This window comes from Kitasatospora sp. NPDC097691, from assembly GCF_040302665.1.
In the GTDB taxonomy this organism is placed as follows: Bacteria; Actinomycetota; Actinomycetes; order Streptomycetales; family Streptomycetaceae; genus Kitasatospora.
On the sequence record NZ_JBEORY010000009.1, the window covers coordinates 180,966 to 203,094 of the forward strand.

General features: G+C 74.0%; 18 protein-coding genes. 10 read left to right on the forward strand and 8 right to left on the reverse strand.

What is annotated here, in order from left to right; translation table 11 throughout:
* Positions 1–39: 39 nt before the first annotated feature.
* The 4 genes from ABTY56_RS09665 to ABTY56_RS09680 all read right to left on the reverse strand — a co-directional run bounded on the left by ABTY56_RS09665 (position 40) and on the right by ABTY56_RS09680 (position 3,639).
* Positions 40–1,101, reverse strand: a complete 1,062-nt coding sequence (locus ABTY56_RS09665; RefSeq protein WP_350627904.1) for an SDR family oxidoreductase — start codon at positions 1,099–1,101, stop codon at positions 40–42.
* 106 nt (positions 1,102–1,207) lie between these two features.
* A complete protein-coding gene (locus tag ABTY56_RS09670) occupies positions 1,208–1,852 on the reverse strand; it encodes a TetR/AcrR family transcriptional regulator (protein ID WP_350627905.1) in 645 nt (214 codons plus the stop codon).
* A gap of 64 nt (positions 1,853–1,916) precedes the next feature.
* Positions 1,917–2,543: a histidine phosphatase family protein gene (locus tag ABTY56_RS09675; RefSeq protein WP_350627906.1), complete on the reverse strand. Its 627-nt coding sequence runs from the start codon at positions 2,541–2,543 to the stop codon at positions 1,917–1,919.
* Between the two features lie 136 nt (positions 2,544–2,679).
* A complete protein-coding gene (locus ABTY56_RS09680) occupies positions 2,680–3,639 on the reverse strand; it encodes an aldo/keto reductase (RefSeq protein WP_350627907.1) in 960 nt (319 codons plus the stop codon).
* 74 nt (positions 3,640–3,713) lie between these two features.
* Between ABTY56_RS09680 and ABTY56_RS09685 the strand changes: the two genes are divergently transcribed.
* The 4 genes from ABTY56_RS09685 (at position 3,714) to ABTY56_RS09700 (ending at position 8,002) form a co-directional block, all read left to right on the forward strand.
* On the forward strand, positions 3,714–4,706 hold the full coding sequence (locus ABTY56_RS09685; RefSeq protein WP_350627908.1) for an ArsR/SmtB family transcription factor: 993 nt from the start codon (positions 3,714–3,716) through the stop codon (positions 4,704–4,706).
* 87 nt (positions 4,707–4,793) lie between these two features.
* The gene (locus ABTY56_RS09690) at positions 4,794–5,711 is read left to right on the forward strand and encodes a glycerophosphodiester phosphodiesterase (protein ID WP_350627909.1); all 918 of its coding nucleotides are present in this window, start codon (positions 4,794–4,796) and stop codon (positions 5,709–5,711) included.
* A gap of 128 nt (positions 5,712–5,839) precedes the next feature.
* Complete coding sequence (locus ABTY56_RS09695; protein WP_350627910.1) at positions 5,840–6,808, forward strand: D-2-hydroxyacid dehydrogenase family protein; 969 nt, start codon at positions 5,840–5,842, stop codon at positions 6,806–6,808.
* A gap of 42 nt (positions 6,809–6,850) precedes the next feature.
* Positions 6,851–8,002 carry a hypothetical protein gene (locus ABTY56_RS09700; protein ID WP_350627912.1) on the forward strand — a complete coding sequence of 384 codons (1,152 nt, stop codon included), beginning with the start codon at positions 6,851–6,853 and terminating at the stop codon, positions 8,000–8,002.
* Between the two features lie 17 nt (positions 8,003–8,019).
* On the opposite strand, the gene ABTY56_RS09705 is transcribed toward ABTY56_RS09700, so the two are convergent.
* Positions 8,020–9,612, reverse strand: coding sequence for a M4 family metallopeptidase (locus ABTY56_RS09705; RefSeq protein WP_350627913.1), 1,593 nt, complete (start codon positions 9,610–9,612; stop codon positions 8,020–8,022).
* A 272-nt stretch (positions 9,613–9,884) separates the two neighbouring features.
* Between ABTY56_RS09705 and ABTY56_RS09710 the strand changes: the two genes are divergently transcribed.
* Positions 9,885–11,213 carry a hypothetical protein gene (locus ABTY56_RS09710; RefSeq protein ID WP_350627914.1) on the forward strand — a complete coding sequence of 443 codons (1,329 nt, stop codon included), beginning with the start codon at positions 9,885–9,887 and terminating at the stop codon, positions 11,211–11,213.
* Positions 11,214–11,285: 72 nt separating this feature from the next.
* On the opposite strand, the gene ABTY56_RS09715 is transcribed toward ABTY56_RS09710, so the two are convergent.
* Positions 11,286–13,385: an amino acid adenylation domain-containing protein gene (locus tag ABTY56_RS09715; RefSeq protein WP_350627915.1), complete on the reverse strand. Its 2,100-nt coding sequence runs from the start codon at positions 13,383–13,385 to the stop codon at positions 11,286–11,288.
* Positions 13,386–13,562: 177 nt separating this feature from the next.
* Here ABTY56_RS09715 and ABTY56_RS09720 point away from each other — a divergent pair, with 177 nt between their 5' ends.
* The 5 genes from ABTY56_RS09720 to ABTY56_RS09740 all read left to right on the forward strand — a co-directional run bounded on the left by ABTY56_RS09720 (position 13,563) and on the right by ABTY56_RS09740 (position 18,845).
* Entirely contained in the window at positions 13,563–14,378 is an 816-nt protein-coding gene (locus ABTY56_RS09720; protein ID WP_350627916.1) for an ABC transporter ATP-binding protein, read from the forward strand.
* Between the two features lie 129 nt (positions 14,379–14,507).
* The gene (efeO, locus tag ABTY56_RS09725) at positions 14,508–15,656 is read left to right on the forward strand and encodes an iron uptake system protein EfeO (RefSeq protein ID WP_350627917.1); all 1,149 of its coding nucleotides are present in this window, start codon (positions 14,508–14,510) and stop codon (positions 15,654–15,656) included.
* A gap of 153 nt (positions 15,657–15,809) precedes the next feature.
* Entirely contained in the window at positions 15,810–17,132 is a 1,323-nt protein-coding gene (gene efeB, locus ABTY56_RS09730) for an iron uptake transporter deferrochelatase/peroxidase subunit (RefSeq protein WP_350627918.1), read from the forward strand.
* Between the two features lie 49 nt (positions 17,133–17,181).
* Complete coding sequence (gene efeU, locus ABTY56_RS09735) at positions 17,182–18,027, forward strand: iron uptake transporter permease EfeU (RefSeq protein ID WP_350627920.1); 846 nt, start codon at positions 17,182–17,184, stop codon at positions 18,025–18,027.
* 158 nt (positions 18,028–18,185) lie between these two features.
* Positions 18,186–18,845 carry a DUF4232 domain-containing protein gene (locus ABTY56_RS09740; protein ID WP_350627921.1) on the forward strand — a complete coding sequence of 220 codons (660 nt, stop codon included), beginning with the start codon at positions 18,186–18,188 and terminating at the stop codon, positions 18,843–18,845.
* Positions 18,846–18,955: 110 nt separating this feature from the next.
* Here the strand turns inward: ABTY56_RS09740 and ABTY56_RS09745 are convergent, their stop codons facing one another.
* Positions 18,956–21,520 carry an ABC transporter permease gene (locus ABTY56_RS09745; RefSeq protein WP_350627922.1) on the reverse strand — a complete coding sequence of 855 codons (2,565 nt, stop codon included), beginning with the start codon at positions 21,518–21,520 and terminating at the stop codon, positions 18,956–18,958.
* A 96-nt stretch (positions 21,521–21,616) separates the two neighbouring features.
* A partial coding sequence (locus ABTY56_RS09750) for an ABC transporter ATP-binding protein (protein WP_350627923.1) occupies positions 21,617–22,129 on the reverse strand: 513 nt, incomplete at its 5' end.

The following is a 22,129-nucleotide window of genomic DNA, read 5'->3' on the forward strand; positions in this document are numbered from 1 at the left end:
CCGCGCGAGAAGTCGGAGCCGTCGACTTGCCGCGCGGTCCTACCGTGCGCCGAAGTCCTCCTCGACGAGGCGGGTGGCCCAGCGGGTCAGGGCGGGGACGAGGGGCGGGTGGGTGAGGCCTGCGGCGGTGGCGAGGCGGTCGGCGGAGGCGGTGTCGTAGCGGTCCTCGGAGAGGAAGGTGAGGGTTTCCGGGTCGCTGCCGGTGAGGGCGCGGGGGAGGCGCCGGACGAGGCCGACGGGGATCAGGGCGCGGGGCGGGCGGACGTCGAGGTGGGTGGCGAGGAGGGCGATCAGGTCGGGGAGGTGGGGGGTTTCGGGGTCGAGGACGGTGTGGGCCGGGACGGGCGCGTGGCCGTGGTCGTGGTCGGGGACGGCGGCCAGGAAGCGGGCCAGGTGGTCGACGGTGACGACGGGCAGGAAGGTGCGCCGGGTGCCGGGCAGCAGGGGGAGGCGTCCGCGGTGGAGCAGGCGGACCAGCTGCGCCAGGCCGAGGTACTGGCCGGCCTCGCCGGTCCGTGAGTGGCCGATGACGCTGCTCGGGTTGACGGTGGTGAGCGGTACGCCGAGACGGGGCGCGGTGACCCGGACGGCGGCGTCGCCGAGCTGCTTGGAGGCCTCGTACGCGCCGAGGCGGGTGTAGAGCGCGGCCGTGGTGTGCTCCGGGAGCGGGTACTGCGGGTCCGGGTCGCGGCCGACGCGGTAGCCGGAGAGGTGGACCAGGCGGCGCAGCCGGGGGCGGGTGGCGGACCACCGCAGTGCGTGCAGGGCGCCCTGGACGTTCGGGGGTTCGGCCTGGGCGCGGGTGAGGCCGAAGTCGTAGCGGGCGGCGAGGTTGTGGATGTCGCGGACCTCGGTGAGCCGGGCGTCGTCCTCGGGGGAGAGGCCGAGGCCGGGGCGGGTGAGGTCGGCGCTGACGGTGGTCAGGGCGGTGTCGTCTGCGTCGTGGTGGCGCAGCCAGCGGCGGAGGGCGAGTGCGCGGTCGGTGTCGCGGACGGCGGCGGCCACGGGTTCGCCGCGGGTGAGGAGTTCGAGGGCCAGCCAGCGGCCGAGGAAGCCGGTGGCGCCGAGGACGAGCGTGCGGGGTGGCGGGGCGGACGTCATGCTGCGCTCCAGGACTCGGATTTCAGTAGCTGGGAATTCAGTAGACCGGTCTGCATATTTTTTGGGCCTGCGGAGGTGCGCCGCGCGAACGGCGGCGCGCCTCCGGCTACCTGTCGCGGTTGCCGGGCTTGCTGTGCCCGCCGCGCCTGCCCTGTTCGCCGTGCCTGCGCTGTTCGCCGTGCCTGCCGAGCAGCTGCCGGACGGCGTACCGGGCGTGGTCCAGCGGTTCGCGGCTGCGTCGGACGGAGGCGAGCAGGACGGCGCCCTCCAGCAGGGCGAGCACCTGACCGGCCGCGGTCTCGGCCTCGGCGGGACCGAAGCCCTCGGCCGCCAGTCGACCGGCGAGCACCTGCTGCCAACTCCCGTACACCTCGGCGCAGACGGTCCGCAGCGGCTCGTTGGTGCCCGCCGTCTCCAGGGCGACGGTCGCGATCGGGCAGCCGCTGGTGTAGTCGGACTCCGCCAGGCGTGCGGCGAAGGCCTCGACGAGCCGTTCCGCGAGGGCGGCGGTGTCGGCGCCCTCGGCCGCGAGTGCGGCGAGCAGCGCCTCGACCTCCTGGCCGGCCTCGGTGAGCGCGGCCGCCACCAACTGGTCCTTGCCGCCGGGGAAGTGGAAGTAGAGCGAGCCGCGGGGCGCGCCGGTGGCGGCCACGATCCGGTTCAGGCCCGTCCCGAAGTAGCCCTGCGCCTCGATCAGTTCCCTGGTGCCGGCGATCAGCCGGGCCCGGGTCTCCTCGCCCTTGACTCCCATGCGGCGATAGTAGACCGGTCTGCATATTCTGTCGACGCCGGGTTGACGCGACGTCAGGGACGGGTCAGCAGCGCACCGCGGGCGGGTATCCCGTCCAGCGCAGCTCCTCGGGCAGGTGGCTCTGATCGTTCAGCAGCAGGACGGCGGGCGGCCGGCCGGGTGCGTAACGCAGCACGGTCAGGCCCGCGTTGGCGGCGTTGACCCCGAGCCAGCGCCAGTCCGGGGCGTCCAGGGCCTGCCGGACCAGCCAGCCGACCAGGAAGGCGTGGGTGACGACCAGCTCGTGCCGGTCCTCGCCGCCCGCCACCGGCCCGGTGAACCGCTCGACCGCCCGCTGCGCCAGCACCGCCCCGCTCCCGGCCTCCTCCGCCGTGGTGCCCGCGAGGAAGTCCAGCAGGAAATCGGCACTGTCCTCGGGCAGTTCGGACCGCGCCGGCAGGTACGGAACGAAGTCCCCGGCCTCCTCGCACACCGCCGGCGGCACGCCGTCCAGCTGCTCCGCGACCAGCCGCGCGGTCTCGGTGGCCCGGGGCAGCGGGCCGTGGTGCAGCGCCGTGATCGGCCGGCCGGCGAGCCGGCGGCCCAGCAGGACGGCCTGCCGGCGTCCGGCGTCGGTGAGCCCGCTGTCGTCCGTGTGCGCGGCTTCGCCGTGACGGGCCAGGTAGAGGTAGCGGGTGGCGAGATCGGTCATGCGTCGGGACTCCTCGACGGTTGTCGGTGTCGGTGTCGGTGTCGGTGTCGGTGTCGTTGTTCGTTGTCGTCCCGAAACGACGAGCGCCGCGTCGCGGCCGGTTCCGGCCCCGAAGCCGGCGTGCTCAGCCGGTTTCTCAGCCGGTGGCGGCCGCCGCGGTGTGGGCCTCGTCCAGCAGCGCCAGCTCCTCGGCCGACAGCCGCAGCGCGCCGGCGGCGATGTTGTCCTCCAGGTGCGCCACATCGCCCGTGCCCGGGATGGCCAGGACGTGCGGGCCGCGGTGCAGCGTCCAGGCCAGCCGCACCTGCGCGGTGCTCACCCCGCGCGCCTCGGCCACCGCCCGCACCGCGGTCGGCTCCGCCACCCCTGCGCCGTACTGCCGCCCGGCACCGGCGATCGCGTAGAAGGGGACGAAGGCGACGCCCTGCTCGCCGCAGAGCCGCAGCACCTCGTCCTGCCGGGGCGGGCCGCCGATGCCGTACGGGTTCTGCACGCAGACCACGGGCGCGATGCTCTGCGCCTCGGCGAGCTGGTGCGGGTGGACGTTGGACAGGCCGAGGTGGCGGATCAGCCCGGCCTGCCGCAACTCGGCCAGCGCGCCGAAGCGTTCGGCCACGGAGTCGGTGCCGACGATCCGCAGGTTGACCAGGTCGAGGTGGTCGCGGCCGAGCTGGCGCAGGTTCTGCTCGACCTGGGCGCGCAGCCGCTCGGGGGTGCGGGCGTGCTCCGCCCACGTGCCGTCGAGGTTGCGGGCCGAGCCGACCTTGGTGGCGATCACCACGTCGTCCCGGTACGGCGCGAGCGCCCGGTTGATCAGCTCGTTCGCGGAGCGCAGCGGGGAGAAGTAGAAGGCGGCGGTGTCGATGTGGTCGACGCCGAGCTCGACCGCGCGGCGCAGCACCCGCAGGGCCTGCTCGCGGTCGCGCGGCACGGCGTGCGGGACGAGTGCGGGGCCGGTCTGCGGCAGGCGCATCGAGCCGAAGCCGATGCGGTGGACGACGAGGTCGCCGAGGGTCCAGGTGCCGGAGGCGGCGGCGGTCACGGGAGCGGCGGGCGTGGCGGGCGTGGCGGGGGGCGGGGTGGTCTCCGTGGTCATGTCCGTCATGATCGCCAGAGCGCTAGCCTGACCGCCAACGATTCGAACATGTCTGAATCCACGGGGGTGGGGACTTGGCGGCCGAGCTGCTGTTCACGGCGGGCGACCTGGCGCGGATGCGCTTCGCGGTGTCGCCGATGTGGGAGGTCGGCCCGAGCCTGCGGCTGCTCGGCTCGGGGCTCGCCCACGCCGTCCACCGCCCCTGGGTGGAGCAGGTGCGGCCCCGGTTGGCCGCGCTCGGCCCGGCGTACGCGCTGCTCGCCGAGCTGGTCCCGCCCGCCGGGTACGTGCCGGACTTCATCAACCCGGCCCCGGCCGGCCCCGCCCCGACGCTGGCGCAGGAGCTGGCGGTGATCCGGGCCACCCCGGCCGAGCAGGTGCGTCGCGACCTCGACCGGCTGCGGGACGACCGCGGCCGGCTCGGCCCCCGGCTGCGCGCGCTGCACGGCGACCCGGCGGGCGGGCTGGCCCGGCTCACCGAGGCGGTCGAGGCGTACTGGGAGCTGGCGCTCGCCCCGTACTGGGCGCGGATCCGCGCCGTCCTGGACGCGGACGTGCTGCACCGCGCCCGGCAGGCCGCCGAGCACGGCGCCGCGAGGGTGCTGAACGACCTGCACGCCGAACTCCGGTGGACGGAGGACACCCTGCGGCTGCGCCACCGCAACCGCCCGCTGCCGGGCCGGTCCGCCGGGGCGGGCCTGCTGCTGATCCCGTCCGCCTTCACCGGCCCGGCGCTCTACACCCGCCTCACCGCGCCGGACCCGCTGCAGCTCGCCTACCCGGCGCGCGGGACGGGCACGCTGTGGGAGACCGCCCCGGCGGCCGGCACCGAGGCGCTGGCCGCCGTCCTCGGCCGCTCCCGCGCCCGCCTGCTGACGGAGCTGGCGGCCCCGGCGTCCACGACCGAGCTCGCGCAGCGCACCGGGCTCTCGCCGTCGGCGGTGTCGCAGTACCTGACCGCCCTGCGGGACGCCCGGCTGGTCAGCGCCCACCGGGCCGGGCGGTCGGTGCTGTACGCGCGGACGGCGTCGGCGGAGGCGTTGCTGGCACCGCTGGCGAAGGGCTGATGATCGGTTCCTCCGCCTACCGTAATGTCAGCTCACTCCCCGGATGTCGGGGTCCGGATCCGCCTCGACGGCCGTAGCGTGCGGGGCATGACACCCATGCGGCAGCCCCAGCACCCCCGCCGTCGCCGGACCGGCCCCGTGGCCGCGCTGCTCGGGGCCGCCCTCGGCGCCGTCGCGCTCACCGGGGCACCCCTGCCGTCGGCCGCCCCGGCGTCCGACACCCCGCTGCGCCCGGCCGGCGCGCCGCCGACCGTGTACGCGCACCGCGGCGCCTCCTCCGCCGCCCCCGAGAACACCCTGGTGTCCGACGAGGTGGCCCGCCGGGCCGGCGCCGAGTGGATCGAGGACGACGTCCAGCCCAGCAAGGACGGCGTCCCGTACGTGCTGCACGACGACACCGTGGACCGCACCACCGACGGCACCGGCCGCATCCGGGACCTGACCGCCGCACAGCTGGACGCCCTGGACGCCGGCTCCTGGTTCGCCCCGTCCTACGCGGGCACCCGACTGCCCACGCTGGCCGCCCAGCTGGAGGACCTGCGCACCCGCGGCGGCAAGCTGCTGCTGGAGATCAAGGGGCCGCACACCCGGGAGGAGGTCGCCCGGATCGTGCGGGAGGTGCACGACCACGGCATGACCGACCGGGTCCTCGTCCAGAGCTTCGAGGTGGACGCGCTGCGCCTCACCCGCGAACTGGCCCCCGAGCTGCCGCTCGCCCTGCTCCGCTCCACCCTGGACGCCGACCCGGTCGCCACCGCCCGCGACCTCGGGCTGGCCGCCTACCACCCCTCGGACGACGCGCTCTCCGCGCGCCCCGGCGTGCTCCGGGAGCTGCACGCCGCCGGGGTCGCCGTCAACGTCTGGACGGTCGACCGGCCCGCCCGCTGGAAGGCCCTCGCGGCCGCCGGGGTGGACGGCATCATCACCAACCGCCCGGCGGAGCTGGCCGGTTGGAAGGCCGCCCGGCCGCCGTCCGGTGCCGTCGGTCAGGCCGCCGGTCCGTGAGGCTACCGCTCCGTGAGGCCGCCCACGGCCGGGTGAATCCCCCCTCCGCGGGCCGGTCCGACAGACCGCCGGGGCCGCAGCCGGACCCGGCGCGCCGGGCGGGCAGAGCGCTCTGCCAGAGTGCGGGTATGACGATTGCGACCCTTCGCTGCGCCGTCCTGGACGACTTCCAGGGCGTCGCCACCAGCTTCGCCGACTGGTCCCCGGTCACCGACCGGGTCGCGGTGACGGCCTTCAAGATGCACTTCGGCACGGAGAAGGAACTGGCCGACGCACTGGCGGACTTCGACATCGTGGTCACCCTGCGCGAGCGGGTGGCCTTCCCGGCCTCGCTGTTCGCCCGGCTGCCGAAGCTCAGGCTGCTGGTCGCCTCCGGCATGCGGAACTCGGTGATCGACCTCGCGGCCGCCGAGGCGCACGGCGTGACGGTCTGCGGCACGGCCAGCTCCGGCACCCCGCCGGTCGAACTGACCTGGGCGCTGCTGCTCGGACTCGCCCGCGGCATCGTGGCGGAGAACACCGCGCTGCGCGCGTGCGGGCCCTGGCAGAGCACCGTCGGCGCCGACCTGCACGGGCGGGTGCTCGGCGTGCTCGGCCTCGGCCGGATCGGCAGCGCGGTCGCCAGGGTCGGGCTGGCCTTCGGCATGGACGTCGTCGCCTGGAGCCGGAACCTGACCGACGAGCGGGCCGCCGAGGCGGGCGTGCGCCGGGCGGCGACCAAGGAGGAACTGCTGAGCGGCAGCGACTTCGTCTCGGTCCACCTCGCGTCGAACGAGGGCACCCGGGGGCTCGTCGGCGCGGCCGAACTCGCCCTGATGAAGCCCGGGGCCTACCTGGTCAACACCTCCCGGGCGGCCGTCGTCGACCAGGACGCGCTGCTCGACGCGCTCGCCGGGGGCACGATCGCGGGCGCCGCCGTGGACGTCTTCGACACCGAGCCGCTGCCCGCCGACCACCCGATGCGCAGCGCGCCCCGGCTGCTGGCCACCCCGCACCTGGGGTACGTCTCGCAGGACAACTACCGGCGCTACTACGGCGAGGCGGTGGAGGACATCGCGGCCTTCCTGGCGGGCGAACCGATCCGCCGGCTGGGCTGACGCCTCCGCCGTCCGCGGCGTCCCGGCTCGCATACTGACCGCATGGGTGACGGCATGACGGACCGCATGGTCGGCGGCACGGCCGATGGCACGGCCGATGGCACGGCTGACGGTACGACGGGCGGGGGCGGGGGCGGGGGCGGGGGCGGGAGCGGGGGCGGGGGCGGCGGGGACGGTGGCCGGGGCACGGGCCGCCGCGGGGTGCTGCGGGCGGGCGCGGCGGTGCTGCTGGGTGCGGTGGCGGGCTGCACGAGCGGGAGCAAGCCGCGGGCGACGGGCCCGGGGTCGGGCACACCGTCACCCGGGACACCGACCGGTACGGCGACACCCGCCGCCACGCCGGCGCCCACGGCCGCCGCCACCCCGCTGCCGCAGCCGCCGCTGTGGCAGCCCGGCCCGTCCGAGGTCCAGCCCGACGTGAAGCGCCGCGCCGTCGAGCTGGTCGCCGCGCTGGGCGCCTGGCCGCCCGGCGGGCAGGGCGTGGAGGCGGCCCGGGCCCGGGTGGCGGCGCTCGGGCTGCCACCCGCGCTGGCCGACCAGGCGGGCCCGCTGGCGCCGCCGGCGGTGGAGGCGAGCCTGGAGGTGATCGTCGCCCAGTACGGGGGGATCCTGGCCGACTCGGCGAGCGTGCTGGTGGTGTGCCGGCAGTGGACCCGGGGCGCGGACGGCTCGGTGGTCGAGGGCGGCACCACCGTGGACGTCCGGCTGAGCCGGGCCGAGCCGCGCTGGACCGTCACCGAGCTGCACCCGGGCGTCGCGGGCCCGGCCGCCGCCGCACCGCCCCCGGCGGTCGCCCGGGTGCTGGCCGAGCCGAGGATCGAGCTGCCGCCCGAGGCGGCCGCCGACCTGCGCAGCGGCACCGTCCACGACAGCGCGCTGGAGGCGATGCTGCGGCTGGCCGGCCCGTACACGCTGTCGGTGAGCGTGGTGCGGACCGGCCACCCGCTGCTCGTCTTCGGGACGACCCGGCCCAGCGACCATCCGCTGGGCCGGGCCTTCGACGTCTGGCGGATCGACGGCATGGCCGTGGTGGATCCGGCGACGCCCCGGCTGCTGATCGAGTCCTTCATGCGGGACGCGGCCGCCGCCGGTTCGTACAACGTGGGCGGTCCGGTGGCGGTCGCGGGCGCCGGGAACCGGTTCTTCACCGACGACACCCACCACGACCACTGCCACGTCGGGTTCGACCACTAGACGCGGTGCGCGGTGCGTCAGTTGACGTTGACGCCGCTCCAGGCCGCGGCGACGGCCTTGTACTCGGTGCTGGTCGCGCCGTAGAGGTCCTTGGCGGCGTTCAGCGAGGCGGCACGGGCGCCCTTGTAGTTGGTGGTGGAGGTCATGTAGACGGTCAGTGCGCGGTACCAGATCTTGGCGATCTTCTGGTTGCCGATGCCGGTCACCGTGGAGCCGTTGCAGGTGGGGCTGTTGTAGGTGATGCCGTTGATGGTCTTGCTGCCGCTGCCCTCGCTGGCCAGGTAGAACCAGTGGTTGCCGACGCCCGAGGAGTTGTGCACGTCCAGCTTGCCGACCGAGCTGCTCCAGCAGTCGGCCGAACGGCCGTCCAGCGAGGGCTTGTCGAAGCGGCGCAGCCACGGCGGGGTGGACTGGTCGCTGAACAGGTAGTCGGGGGTGTCGACCTTGTTGTTGGCGTACCACTCGACCATCGTGCCGAAGATGTCGCTGGTGGACTCGTTGAGGCCGCCGGACTCGCCGCTGTAGCGCAGGTTGGCGGTGGCGCTGGTGACGCCGTGGGTCATCTCGTGGCCCATGGTGTCGAGGTCGACCTGCTCGGGGTCGGTGGTGCCGTCGCCGTCGCCGGTCATCATGCAGAAGCAGGAGTCGGACCACTGGGCGTTGTCCCAGTTGGTGCCGACGTGGACGAAGACGGTGGCGCCCTTGCCGTCGTTCTTGATGCCGTTCCGGCCGAAGGTGTTCTTGTAGTAGTCGTACGTCCAGGCGGTGTTGGCGTGGGCGTCGACGGCCGCGGTGGAGCGGTCGGTGGAGAACTTCTTGCCGTCGCCCCAGACGTTGGTGGCGCTGGTGAAGGCGGTGCCCGAGGAGGCCTTGACCGAGCTGGACGAGAGGTTGTGCGCGTCCTTGGTGACGTGGCCGCGGACCGGGTCGGTCAGGGTGTAGCCCCCGCTGACCGGGGTGGTGTCGATGCCGATCGTGCCGGTGTACTCGGAGTTGCCGGTGCCGGAGGCCTGGTGCTCGGCGTCGTAGGACTCGATCTGCTCACCGGTGGTGGCGTCGGTGACGACGACCTTGCCGGTCGGCTCGCCGTGCTCGCCGCTGCCCTCGACGGTGGTGCGCCAGGCGAGGCGGGGCGTGCCGTCGGCGGCCCAGACGACCAGCTCGGGGGTGCTGACGGCGTCCCGGACGCCGGGGGCGGCGGAGAGGGCGTCGGCGGCGCCGGACTGGGCGGGCACCTTGGGCACGGTCGACTTCACGGCGGCGTCGTGGGCGGCCGCGCGCGAGGTGTCCTTCAACTTGCCCTTGGCGTCCTGGTGGACGACCAGGTCGCCGCCGACCACCGGCAGGCCCTGGAAGGTGCGGTCGAAGCGCACGTGGGAGGTGCCGTCGGCGTCGAGCACGACGTCCTTGAGCACGAGGTCCTGGCCGGAGCCGAACCCGAAGACCGCCGCGTTGTGGGCGACGTTGGCGCGGGCCTGGGATATCGCGGCCTCGCGCGGGTTGGGCGCGGCGGAGGCCGTGGCGGCCGGGACGGTCGCGCCGGCGAGGGCGGCGACGACCGCGATGGCTCCGGCCACGCGGGCACGGCGGAAGGAGGACGTGGGGGTCACTCTGACTCCAGTGGGGGTTAGCTGCAGGGAAAGGAGCTGCGTCAGAGATTGACGGCGGTCAGTCAGATTCAGCTAGAGGAAAGGTCATAACTTTGCCAAGTTGTGTCCTTGGATGGTCAAAAATGATCAGAAGTTAACAAGCGCTCTACAGTGCCGTCGTGACGATCGACTACGTGCGGCGCGGCCCGCTCACCGACCCCGAACTCGACGTCGGGCTGTCGGCGCTGTGAAACCCGCGCGCCCGGCCCGGACAGGCCCTACGCTCTCGGTCCATGGACGGATGGGTGGGGGCCTGGACCGGCGGCCGGGCCGCGGTCCACGTGGGCGACGTCGCTGACTTCAACGCGCAGTTCTTCGCCCCCGGCATGGACGCGGCGCAGCGCCTGCGCCGGCTGCGGCAGGCGCACCACTACGCCTGCCTCGCCGTGGGCTACAGCCCCGAACCGGCCCTGCTGGTGCTGCCCGCCGAGGTCGCCCCGGAGTGGACCGACTGGCTGGCCCGGGAGTTGGCCTGGGGCCCGGTCGAGGTGCACAGCGGCGTGGCACCGGACCGCACCGTGGCCGAAGCGCTCGCCGCCCGCCCCGCGCTGACCGCGCGGATCGCCGACTCCGGCCGCCCGGTGGTGGGGTGGGGGCGGACGCCGGCCCAGGGGGAGGGGCCCGAGCTGGCCGCCGTCCGCCGCTACGAGTCCAAGGCCGCCGCGCACGACCTGTTCGCCGCCCTCGCCCCCGGGCACCCGGGCATCCGCCTGCCGGGCCAGGAGCGCCCGGGCGGCCGGCGCCGGGCCGCCCGCCGGCTGACCGCCCGCGCCGCCCGGGGGCTGACCACCGTCGTGAAGAGCCCCTACGGCGTCGGCGGCTACGGCACCGTCGTGGTCGAGCCCGCCGACCTGTTCGCCGCGGGCGGCGGCCGAGCCCTGCTGCGGCGCCTGACCCGCACCGAAGTCCTGCCACCGGACGGCGCGTTGCTGCTGGAGGAGCACGTCTCCCCGGGCCCGGCCGCCCGGCTGCGCGACCTCACCTACGACGCCGTGGTCGGCGAGGACGGCACCGTCCACCCCGTCGGCGCGGGCGCCATGGACGTGGCCGGCACCCGCTACCAGGGCGTCACCGTCGGCCCCGGCGCGGTGCCGCAGGGCGCCGCCGAGACCGCCCGCCGCTTCACCCTGGCCGTGGGCGAGCGGCTGGCCGCCGACGGCTACCGCGGCTGGTACGACGTCGACTTCGTCACCGACCGCGAGCGCCGGCTCGCCCCCACCGAGATCAACCTGCGGCTCACCGGCCCGGCCGTCGCCTTCGTGCTGGCCGCCCGGCTCGACGCGGTCCGCGGACCGGGCCACCTGGTGCGCACCCTGGACGGCATGCCGCTCGGCGCCCGGCTCGCCCCGGAGGCGCTGCACGACCACCTGCAGCGGCTGCGGCCGCGCTGCGCCCGGCTCGGCGTCACCCTGCTGCCGCTGATCCCGACGGCCTGCCACGAGCCGGAGCCCGCCGTCGGACTCGCCCTCGCCGGGCCGGACGCCGAGGCACTGGACGCGGCCGAGGCGCTGGTCACCGCCGCCAACCACGGGCTGGCCGGCATGTTCGAGGCGCTCAGGTGAAGCGCCGTCACACACGGCCCGCCGGCACCACCCTGACCGCCGTCACCCCTGTTCGTCACCCGCGGCCCGCCGTCACCCCTTCCCGACCGGTGGGCGCCAGACCACGAACCGCACCAGCACCAGCGCCGCGAGCATCAGCGGGATGTTGAACGCGAACACCAGCGCCGTCTCCCGGGGCCAGTCGGTGGCCCTGGTGATCCGGTAGAGGTTGTCCTGCGGCCACCAGTTGACCAGCAGCCAGGCGATCGCCACATGGGTCAGCGCCGACAGCCGGTGCGGCCTGCCCAGCCGCAGCACGGCCTCGAAGCCGACGCAGAAGTAGGCGAACCCGGCGCCGAAGGCCAGGTTCTCGCAGAGGTACAGCAGCCGGAAGAAGCTGCTGTAGGGGGCGGGGACACCGGTGAGGTCGGTCGAGCCAGGGAAGAGTATGTCGGTCGTCACCCACGCGCCCCCGGCGAACAGCAACACGCACAGGACCGCCGCGCAGCCGTTCGGGAAGCCCGCTTCGCCGGCGGAGCCGCCGCCGGCCTTGCCACCACCCTTGCGGGACCCGGCCTTCGCCGAACGCGCCGCCGGGCGCGGGGCGGTGTGCTCCGGCGGGGCGGGCAGCGGCAGAGCCGTGCGGTTCAGCTTGCCCGCCCGGGTGCGCGGCAGCTCGGACACCGGGACGACCGCCGCGGGCGCCTCCCCGGCCGGCAGCTCCGCCGCCAGGTACTGCGAGAGCGACCAGCCGTCCACGCCGTCGGCCACGGGCGCCGCCACCGCGTAGCCGACCAGCCGGCGCTGCCCCGGTTGCAGGTCCACCTCCACCACGGCGGCCTCCCGCACCGCCGGGTGCGAGCGCAGCACGCCCTCGGCCCGGGCCGCCGCGACCACCCGGGAGACCACCGACCCCTTGCGGGCCTGCGGGACCGGCCCGAGCACGTTCGCGGCCCGGCCGACGAACTCCAGCACGCCGTCCGGGCGCAGCCGCCCGATGTCCCCGGTCAGCAGCACCCGCCCGTCCGGGTCGAAGTCCGCCCGGACGAAGCGGCGCCCGGTCTCCTCCGGCCGGTCGAGGTAGCCGCGGGTCAGGCCGGCGCCGCCGATCGCGATCTCCCCGGCCGACCCGGGCTCGGCGGGGGTGCCGTCCGGGCCGAGCACGTACACCCGCGTCCCGGGGAAGGGGCGGCCCACCAGCGAGAGCCGCTCGGCGCCGTCGGCGGCGGCCGCGCCCCGCACGTCGAAGTAGGTGCTGTCCACGGTGGCCTCCGCCAGGCCGTACACGTTCAGCACCCGGGTGTGCTCGCCGAGCAGCCGCTGCAGGTGCAACTGCTCGTCCAGGTACCACTTCTCGGCGCCCACGGTGAGCAGCCGCACCCCGGGCAGGCCCTCGCCGGTCTCCGCCAGCCGGGCCGTCAGCCGGCGCGCGGTGCGGACGTTCAGCTCCAGGACGGTGATCCGCTCGGCGGCCACCAGGGCGGGCAGCGCGCCGAGGTCGACGGTGCGGTCCAGGGTGAGGTTGAACGGCGTGACCACCAGGGTGGCGCCGGTGCCCAGCGCGCGGACCCAGTCGGCGGTGAAGACGTCGAACTCCAGGCTCGCCGTCTGCAGGACCCGGTCCTCGGCGGTCAGCCCGTACACCTCGCGCCAACCCTCGTACGCCGCCAGCAGGTTGCGGTGCTCGACCAGCGCGCCGACGGGCAGGCCGGTGGAACCGGAGGTGTAGAAGACGCAGGCCGTGTCCTCCGGCGCGACCTCGGGCGGCTCGAACGGCGCCACCGCGGGCGCTGCCGTGTCGACGCAGACCGGCGCCGCTCCGCTCGCGTCCGCCAGCCGCACCCGGTGGACCTCCTCGGTCACCACCACGTCCGGCGCCGCGTCGGCCAGCACGTGCCGCAGCAGCGCGTCCGGCGCGCTCGGCTCCAGCGGCACGTACGCCGCGCCGGCCTTCAGCACCGCCAGCAGCGCCACGTACACCTCGGTGCCCCGGCCCAGCGCCACCGCCGCCCGGCCACCCGGGGCCAGGCCGTGCTCCGCCAGCACGGCGGCCAGCCGCCGCGCCCGACCGTCCAGCTCCCCGTACGTCAGCTCGTGCCGGCCGCAGCGCACGGCCACCGTCGCCGGCGCCTCGCGCGCCTGCCGTTCGACCAGCCCGTGCAAGGTCAGGGCCCGCTCGGTGTCCACGCTCATCCTGCCTCCCCCTCGTCCCCTCGGAGGCACGATCCTCCTCCCAACTCCCCTCGGGCAACAGGGTTCTGGCGGGTCCACCCTTCGGACGCCCACCCCCCGCCCCGGGCCGACGGTTGTACTCTGCACGCGGACGGACCGCGCCGGGCCCGTCCGGTGCCGTGATCGGAGACCCACCCCATGAGCCAGCCCTTCGACGGCCCGCTGCTGCGCACCCGGGACGTGGACGTCGTGCGCGACGGCCGGTACCTGCTGCGCGGGATCACCCTGGAGATCCGGCCCGGCGAGCACTGGGCGCTGCTCGGCCCCAACGGGGCGGGCAAGTCCACCCTGCTCGCCCTGCTCGGCGCCGTCTCCCACCCCACCCACGGCGAGGTCGACGTGCTCGGCCGCCGGCTCGGCCGGGTCGACATCCGCGAGCTGCGCGCCCACCTCGGGCACGTCAACCCGCGCCACCCGCTGCGCTCGCCGCTGACCGTCCGGGAGGTCGTGCTCACCGGTCACACCAACACCATCGAGCCGGAGCTGCACCGCAAACCGGCCCCGGAGGTGCTGGAGCGGGCCGAGCGGCTGATCGAGACGCTCGGCATGAGCGCGATGGCCGAGGCGCCGTGGACCACCCTCTCCCAGGGCGAGCGCGGCCGGGCCCTGATCGCCCGCGCCCTGATGCCCAGCCCCCGCCTGCTGCTGCTCGACGAACCCGCCACCGGGCTGGACCTCACCGCCCGCGAGCTGCTGCTGGACAGCCTGGACCTGCTGCGCCACCAGCACCCGGACCTGGCCAGCGTGCTGGTCACCCACCACCTGGAGGAACTGCCGGAGAGCACCACCCACGCCCTGCTGCTGCGCGGCGGGGAGTGCGTGGCGGCCGGGCCGGTGGACGAGGTGATGACCACCGAACTGATCAGCGAGACCTTCGGTCACCCGATCCGGATCGGCCGTCACGAGGGCCGCTGGAGCGCCCGGGCGGCGGCCCGTCGCACACCGGGAAGGTAACGGTTCAGGGGGTGGGTGTAGACGCTGGGACATCCATACGTAAGGTATGCCTTAGCTAACGACGGGGCCCGCCCCCGCCGACCCCCGCACTGCCGTGGCACACCCATGCCCTTTTCCGTTGGAGCACCCATGTCCGCCCGTCGCCGTTCCACCGCAGCAGTGCTGCTCACCCTCGCCGTGGCGACCGCTACCCTGGCCGGCTGCTCGTCCAAGAAGGACGACAAGGCGGGCTCCTCCGACGCCGTCAAGGTGAACGCCGGCGACAGCGCGTGCGAGGTCTCCAAGACCACCTTCCCGGCCGGCCACGTCGTGCTGGAGATCAGCAACAAGGGCTCCAAGACCACCGAGGTCTACGTCTACGGCGACGGTGACAAGATCATCACCGAGCGCGAGAACATCGGCCCCGGCACCAAGGCCAGCATCAACGCCGAGATCAAGGCCGGCTCGTACGAGATCGCCTGCAAGCCCGGCATGGTCGGCGACGGCATCCGCCAGAAGATCACCGTGACCGGCGAGGGCGGCAGCGCCGCGCCCGCCGACCCGCGCCTGGCCGCCGCCGTCGCCTCCTACCGCACGTACGCCCAGGAGCAGGCCGACGCCACCATCCCGGCCGTCCAGGCCTTCGCCGACGCGATCAAGGCCGGCGACCTGGAGAAGGCCAAGTCGCTGTACGCGGCCTCGCGCACCGGCTGGGAGCGCACCGAGCCGGTCGCCGAGAGCTTCGGCGACGTCGACCCCAAGACCGACACCCGCGAGGACAAGGTCGAGGCCGGCCAGCAGTGGACCGGCTGGCACAAGCTGGAGAAGTCGCTCTGGGCCGACGCCAGGATCGGCGACGACGAGAAGAAGCTCGCCGACCAGCTGGTGGCCGACCTCAAGGACTGGCAGGCGAAGATCCCGTCCGCCGAGATCACCGCGACCAGCATGGCCAACGGCGCCAAGGAGCTGCTGGACGAGGTCGCCACCAACAAGATCACCGGCGAGGAGGACCGCTACAGCCACACCGACCTGGCCGACTTCCAGGCCAACGTCGAGGGTGCGCAGAAGGCCTACGAGCTGCTGAAGCCGGTCGCCTCCGAGAAGGACGCGGACCTGGCCAAGACGCTGGACTCCGAGTTCGCCTCCATCAACGCCCTGCTCGCCAAGTACAAGCAGGCCGACGGCACCTTCACCTCCTACGACAAGGTCACCGAGGCCGAGCGCAAGGCCTTCTCCGACGCGGTCAACTCGCTGGGCGAGCCGCTGTCGAAGCTGGCCGCCGCCGTGGTCGCCAAGTAACCCGACCCGCACCACCGGCAGCACCACCCACTCCACGACGCCGTGGCGGCCCGCACCGGCCGCCACGGCATCGGTGAGTCGGCGCACAGCCGTACAGCACCACCGCAGTCGAACACCCCGAGCAGTTCAGTACCGAGAAGGGCCCGCCCGCCGATGGACGCCGAGAACGAGCAGCAGAACGGAACGCCGGCCACCGCCGACGCCACCGCCACCGACGCCACCGCGACCAAGGGCGCGGTCAGCCGGCGCGCCGTCATCGGCTGGGCCGGCGCGGGCGTCGCGCTCGGTGCCGCCGCCGTCGGCTCGGTCGCCGCCGCCACCAAGCAGGACGACGCCGCCCCCGCGGCCGCCGCCGCCCCGGCCGGCGCCGAGGTGCCGTTCTACGGCGACCACCAGGCCGGCATCGCCACCCCGGTCCAGGACCGCCTGCACTTCGCCGCCTTCGACGTCTCCGAGAAGGCCACCCGCGAGTCGCTGGTCAAGATGCTCAAGGAGTGGACCAAGGCGGCCGCCGCGATGACCGGCGGCCGCGAGGTCGGCACCGGCGCCGCCACCGGCCTGCCCGAGGCGCCGCCGGACGACACCGGCGAGGCCCTCGGCCTGCCCGCCTCCCGGCTCACCCTCACCATCGGCTTCGGCCCGAGCCTGTTCGAGAAGGATGGCGTGGACCGCTTCGGCCTGCAGGCCAAGCGCCCCGAGGCCCTGATCGACCTGCCGGGCTTCAAGGGCGACAAGCTGGACCCGCTGCGCAGCGGCGGCGACATCTGCGTCCAGGCCTGCGCCGACGACCCGCAGGTCGCCGTGCACGCGATCCGCAACCTGGCCCGCATCGGCATGGGCACCGTCGGCATCCGCTGGTCCCAGCTCGGCTTCGGCAAGACCTCGTCCACCACCCCGGACGCGCAGACCCCGCGCAACCTGATGGGCTTCAAGGACGGCACCCACAACATCGCGGGCACCGACACCGGGAAGCTCACCGACCACGTCTGGGCCGCCCCCGGCGACGGCCCCGAGTGGATGACCGGCGGCTCCTACCTGGTCGCCCGGCGGATCCGGATGCACATCGAGACCTGGGACCGCACCTCGCTCAAGGAGCAGGAGGACGTGTTCGGCCGCACCAAGGGCGAGGGCGCCCCGTACGGCAAGGCCAAGGAGCACGACGCGCCCGACCTCAAGGCGATGCCCGCGGACTCGCACGTCGCGCTCGCCCACCCGGACGCCAACAACGGCCTGATGATCCTGCGCCGCGGCTTCTCCTTCACCGACGGAACCGACGGCCTCGGCCGCCTGGACGCCGGCCTGTTCTTCCTCGCCTACCAGCGCGACACCCGCAAGGCCTTCGTGCCGCTGCAGACCCGCCTGGCGTCGAGCGACAAGCTCAACGAGTACATCCAGCACGTCGGATCCGCCCACTTCGCCTGCCCGGCGGGCGTGCGCAAGCCGGGGGAGTGGTGGGGCCAAGCCCTGTTCGGCTGACCCGCCGCCACCCCCGTACGTACCACCTCTTCACCCCCCAGGAGCCCGCGTGTTCGGCAACTACCTGATCGGCCTGCGCGAAGGCCTCGAAGCCAGCCTGGTCGTCTGCATCCTGATCGCCTACCTGGTCAAGACCGAGCGCAAGGACAAGCTGCCGCCGGTCTGGCTCGGCGTCTGCGCCGCCGTGGTGCTCTCGATGGCGTTCGGCGCGGTGCTGCAGTTCGGCTCCTCGCAGCTCACCTTCGAGGCCCAGGAGGCGCTCGGCGGCTCGCTGTCGGTCATCTCGGTCGGCCTGGTGACGTGGATGGTGTTCTGGATGCGGCGCACCGCCCGACACCTGAAGACCGAGCTGCACGGCAAGCTGGACGCGGCGCTCGCGATGGGCACCACGGCCCTGGTGGTCACCTCCTTCCTGGCCGTCGGCCGCGAGGGCCTGGAGACCGCGCTGTTCATCTGGTCGGCCGTGCAGGCCACCGGCGACGGCTGGAACCCGCTGATCGGCGCCGCCCTCGGCCTGCTCACCTCGGTGGTGCTCGGCTGGCTCTTCTACCGCGGCGCGCTGAAGATCAACCTGGCCAAGTTCTTCACCTGGACCGGCGCCATGCTGGTCGTCGTCGCGGCCGGCGTCCTCGCGTACGGCGTGCACGACCTCCAGGAGGCCGGCTGGCTGCCCGGCCTGCACAGCCTGGCCTTCGACATCTCCAGCACCATCCCGAAGGACAGCTGGTACGGCACCCTGCTGAAGGGCGTGTTCAACTTCCAGCCCGACCCGACGGTGCTGCAGCTGGTCGTCTGGCTGCTCTACCTCGCCCCGACCCTGGCCGTCTTCTTCAACGTCCTCGGCGGCGACAAGAGCAAGCCCGCCCGGCCCGTCACGGCCGAGCCGGCCGCCTGACCCGGCAGCCCGACCCGACAGTCCGACCCCACCACCGCCCCGCCCGGCTCCCGCCGGGCGGGGCGGTTTCGTCATGGGTGCGTCACAGCCGGAACCGGTCCGGTCGTGGGCGGCGTACTCGGGGGTGGAAACACCGACCGTTCACCCGTGGGGGGACCATGACCGTTCGCAGGCCTGCCAGGATCGCCGCCGCCGGGGCGACGGCGCTCGCCGCCGCCGTGCTGTTGACCGCGTGCAACGACGACGCCGGGGCGGGTGCGCAGCCGGCGCCGACGGTGACCGTCACCGCGGCGGCGTCCGGGCAGCCGACGAGCGCCGGCAAGGTGACCGTCCCCGGGGCGACGCCGACCGGGCCGATGGTGACGCAGTCGGCCGGCGCGCGGTGCACGGCCGACGAACTCACGGCCACCGTCCAACTGCAGGAGGCCGGTTCGGCCATGGTGATGGTCACCAACAAGGGCGGCCGGAGCTGCACCCTGTTCGGTTACCCGGGCTACGGCGGGCTGCGGCCCGACAACAGCGCGGACACCCTGGCCGTCAAGCGGGAGCCGCACCCCGGGCCGCCGACAGCGATCACCCTGAAGCCGAAGACGACCGCCTTCGCCGGCCTCAAGTGGAGCTCCTGCGACAAGGCCGACCCGACCTGCCACGTGATCACCGGCCTGCAGCTCACCCCGCCGGACGAGACCAAGCAGCTGACCGCCGAGGTGCTCGGCCTCGACGGCAAGCCGGTCGTCCAACTGCCCGTCTCCGCCCAGGGCCTGACCACCGGCAGCCTGCAGCCCTCGAACCAGGGCGTGGTGTTCGCCGGGCCGTGACACGACGGAGCCCCGGGCCCTGACACGACGGAGCCCCCTGGCATGACACGACGGAGCCCCTGGGGCGGTCCGAACGGACCGCCCCAGGGGCTCCTGGCGTGCGTTCCGGGCTACTCGCTCTTGATGGCGCCCAGGATGTCCATCCTCGACGCCTTGAACGCGGGCCAGAGGGCGGCCAGCAGGCCGATCACGGCGGCCGCGAGCAGGAAGCCGGCGACCTGGACCGGCGGCACCACGGTGGTGATGCCCTTGAGGTCGTCCGCCAGCGTACGGACACCGGCCCACGCGACCAGGATGCCGAGGCCGATCCCGACCAGCCCGCCGAACAGCGCGATCAGCAAGGACTCCAGGCGGACCATGCGCCGGATGCCGAGCCGGTCCAGGCCGATCGCCCGCAGCATGCCGATCTCCCGGCGGCGCTCGAACACCGACATCGCCATGGTGTTGACGACACCGAGCACCGCGATGACCACGGACATGCCGAGCAGCCCGTACATCATGTTCAGGATCCCGTTGAGCAGCTGGCGGTTCTCCGCCTTGATGTCCTTCTCGCCCTTGACGGCGATCAGCGGGTTGCCGCCGGTGGCGTCGCGCACCGCCTGCTTCAGCTCCCCGGTCGGGCCGTTCGCACCCTTGACCAGGACCTTGTCCAGCCCGGAGCCGGGGAGGGCGTGCGCGCCGACGACGGCGTCGGGGGCGACGATTCCGGCCAGCACCGAGTTGGGCTCGATGACGGCGCCGACGGTCAGTGCGCCCTTGCTGCCGTCCGGGTAGGTGACGGCGAGGGTCTCGCCGACCCGGAAGCGGCTCTGCCCGGAGCTGCCCGCACTCACCATCAGCTTGCCCTGCTTGAGGGCGTCCGCGGAGCCCTCCTTGACCTTGACGGTGACCAGCCGGTCGATGGTGGTGGCGTCGACCGCCGTCAGCCAGTCGTTGTCCGAGCCGTCCGCGCCGGTCTCCACCGGGACGGTGCGCACGGCACTCGTCGCGGTGACGCCGGGCGCCTTGGCGATCTGCGTGGAGACCTCGGGGGAGAGCATGGAGAAGTTCTCCATGGTGACCGCGTAGTCGGCCTTGAGGTCGTTCGCGGCCGCGTCGTCCACGGCCTTGTTCACCGAGGCGCCGATCACGGTCAGCGAGGTGATCAGGGTGACGCCGATGGTGAGCGCCGAGGCCGTGGCGGCGGTGCGGCGCGGGTTGCGGATGGCGTTCTCCTGGGCCAGCTTGCCCGCAGTGCCGTAGACGGCGCGCAGCAGCGGGGCGAAGAGCGCGATCAGCGGCCGGGACAGCAGCGGGGTGAGGACGAACACGCCGATCAGCAGCGCGCCCGCGCCCAGGCCGACCAGCTTGACCTCCTTGCCGGACACGCCCGCCGCCAGCGCACCCGCGCCGGCCAGGGCGAAGAGCAGGCCGATGGTGTTGCGGATCACCAGGCTCTTCTGGGTGGCGGGCTGCTCGGCCGAGCTCATCGCCGCCACGGGGGCGATCCGGGAGGCACGGCGGGCGGGCAGCCAGGCGGCCAGGACCGTCACCAGCACGCCGACCGCGATCGCGGCGACCACCGTGCTCGGGGCGATGATCAGCGGGCCGTCCGGAAGGTTGGCGTCCATCGGGCCGTTGAGGAACGACTTGAGTCCGACGGCGATGCCGATGCCGGCCAGCAGACCGGCCACCGACGCCGTGAGGCCGACCAGGAACGCCTCGATCAGCACCGAGCGGGTGATCTGGCGGCGGGTCGCGCCGACGGCGCGCAGCAGGGCCAGTTCCTTGGTGCGCTGGGCGACCAGCATGGTGAAGGTGTTGGCGATGATGAAGATGCCGACGAACAGGGCGATGCCCGCGAAGGCCATCAGGAAGGTGCTCAGGAACTTGGTGCCCTGCTTGATCATCCGGTCCTGCTCGGCGGCGAGCTCACGGCCGGTCCTGGCCTCGATGTTGTCGCCCTGCGGGACGGCCTGCTTGACGGCGTCCAGCAGCGCGTTGTCGTCGGTGCCCGGCTTGGCCTTGACGTCCAGTTCGCCGAAGCGGCCCGGGCTCAGGTAGAGCTGCTGGGCGGTGGCGGTGTCGAAGGCGGCGAGCGAGCCGCCGGCCGTCACCCGCGGGTCGTTGGTGCGCAGGGTGCCGGTGAGCTTGAGCTCCATCACCGGGCCGTTGACGGCGACCCGGACGGTGTCGCCGACCTTGTAGCCGCCCTTGTCGGCGGTCTTGGCGTCGAGGGCGATCTCGGTGGCGTTCTTCGGGCCGCGGCCCTCGACCAGCGGGTAGCGCGGGTCGGTTCCGTCGGTGCCCGGCACGTAGTTGGTGCCGGTGGTGGAGAAGCCGTTGCCGATCAGCGCGCCCTTCTTGTCGGCGATGCCGGCGAAGCCGCTCACCACACCGCGCGCGTCGGCGACGCCGGGCAGCGCGGCGACCTTGGTGCGGGACTCCTCGGTGAGGGTCGGGCCGGTGGTGGCCCGGGTGCCGTGGTCGTAGGCGCGGAGGCCGGCCTCGTGGTCGCTGACCGTGACGGCGATGTCGGTGTAGCTCTTGGAGTTCTGGGTCCTGAGCGCGTTGCCGAGGGTGTCGGAGAAGACCAGCGTGCCGGCGACGAACGCGGTGCCGAGCATGACGGCCAGCGTCGTCATCAGCAGTCGGCCCTTGTGGGCCAGCACATTGCGCAATGCGGTGCGGAACATGAGGGGTTGTCAGTCCTGGGGTGCTCGTGGGGACGGGTGGCTTCGGGGCCTCGGGCTTCGGGACCTCGGGCTGTCGGGCCCTGGCTGGGTGTGGCTCTAGCTGGTGCGGCCCTTGGCGTCGAAGCGGCGCATGCGGTCCAGGACGGTGTCGGCGGTGGGTGCGTGGAGTTCGTCGACGATGCGGCCGTCGGCGAGGAAGACGACGCGGTCGGCGTAGGCGGCGGCGACGGGGTCGTGGGTGACCATGACGACGGTCTGGCCGAGTTCGCGCACGGAGTTGCGCAGGAAGGAGAGGATCTCGGCGCCGGAGCGGGAGTCGAGGTTGCCGGTGGGCTCGTCGGCGAAGATGATGTCGGGCTTGCCGGCGAGGGCGCGGGCGCAGGCGACGCGTTGCTGCTGGCCGCCGGAGAGCTGGGAGGGGCGGTGGCTGAGGCGGCCGGAGAGGCCGACGGTGTCGACGACGCGGTCGAGCCAGGCCTTGTCGGCCTTGCGGCCGGCGATGTCCATCGGCAGCGTGATGTTCTCCAGGGCGGTCAGTGTGGGCAGGAGGTTGAAGGCCTGGAAGATGAAGCCGATGTGGTCGCGGCGCAGCTGGGTGAGCTGCTTGTC

Excerpts from the sequence above, each read along its gene's own strand:
- ABTY56_RS09665 (WP_350627904.1), bottom strand. The coding sequence starts at position 1,101 with ATGACGTCCGCCCCGCCACCCCGCACGCTCGTCCTCGGCGCCACCGGC.
- ABTY56_RS09670 (WP_350627905.1), bottom strand. The coding sequence starts at position 1,852 with ATGGGAGTCAAGGGCGAGGAGACCCGGGCCCGGCTGATCGCCGGCACC.
- ABTY56_RS09675 (WP_350627906.1), bottom strand. The coding sequence starts at position 2,543 with ATGACCGATCTCGCCACCCGCTACCTCTACCTGGCCCGTCACGGCGAA.
- ABTY56_RS09680 (WP_350627907.1), bottom strand. The coding sequence starts at position 3,639 with ATGACCACGGAGACCACCCCGCCCCCCGCCACGCCCGCCACGCCCGCC.
- ABTY56_RS09690 (WP_350627909.1), top strand. The coding sequence starts at position 4,794 with ATGACACCCATGCGGCAGCCCCAGCACCCCCGCCGTCGCCGGACCGGC.
- ABTY56_RS09695 (WP_350627910.1), top strand. The coding sequence starts at position 5,840 with ATGACGATTGCGACCCTTCGCTGCGCCGTCCTGGACGACTTCCAGGGC.
- ABTY56_RS09700 (WP_350627912.1), top strand. The coding sequence starts at position 6,851 with ATGGGTGACGGCATGACGGACCGCATGGTCGGCGGCACGGCCGATGGC.
- ABTY56_RS09710 (WP_350627914.1), top strand. The coding sequence starts at position 9,885 with ATGGACGGATGGGTGGGGGCCTGGACCGGCGGCCGGGCCGCGGTCCAC.
- ABTY56_RS09715 (WP_350627915.1), bottom strand. The coding sequence starts at position 13,385 with ATGAGCGTGGACACCGAGCGGGCCCTGACCTTGCACGGGCTGGTCGAA.
- ABTY56_RS09720 (WP_350627916.1), top strand. The coding sequence starts at position 13,563 with ATGAGCCAGCCCTTCGACGGCCCGCTGCTGCGCACCCGGGACGTGGAC.
- efeO (WP_350627917.1), top strand. The coding sequence starts at position 14,508 with ATGTCCGCCCGTCGCCGTTCCACCGCAGCAGTGCTGCTCACCCTCGCC.
- efeB (WP_350627918.1), top strand. The coding sequence starts at position 15,810 with ATGGACGCCGAGAACGAGCAGCAGAACGGAACGCCGGCCACCGCCGAC.
- ABTY56_RS09740 (WP_350627921.1), top strand. The coding sequence starts at position 18,186 with ATGACCGTTCGCAGGCCTGCCAGGATCGCCGCCGCCGGGGCGACGGCG.
- ABTY56_RS09745 (WP_350627922.1), bottom strand. The coding sequence starts at position 21,520 with ATGTTCCGCACCGCATTGCGCAATGTGCTGGCCCACAAGGGCCGACTG.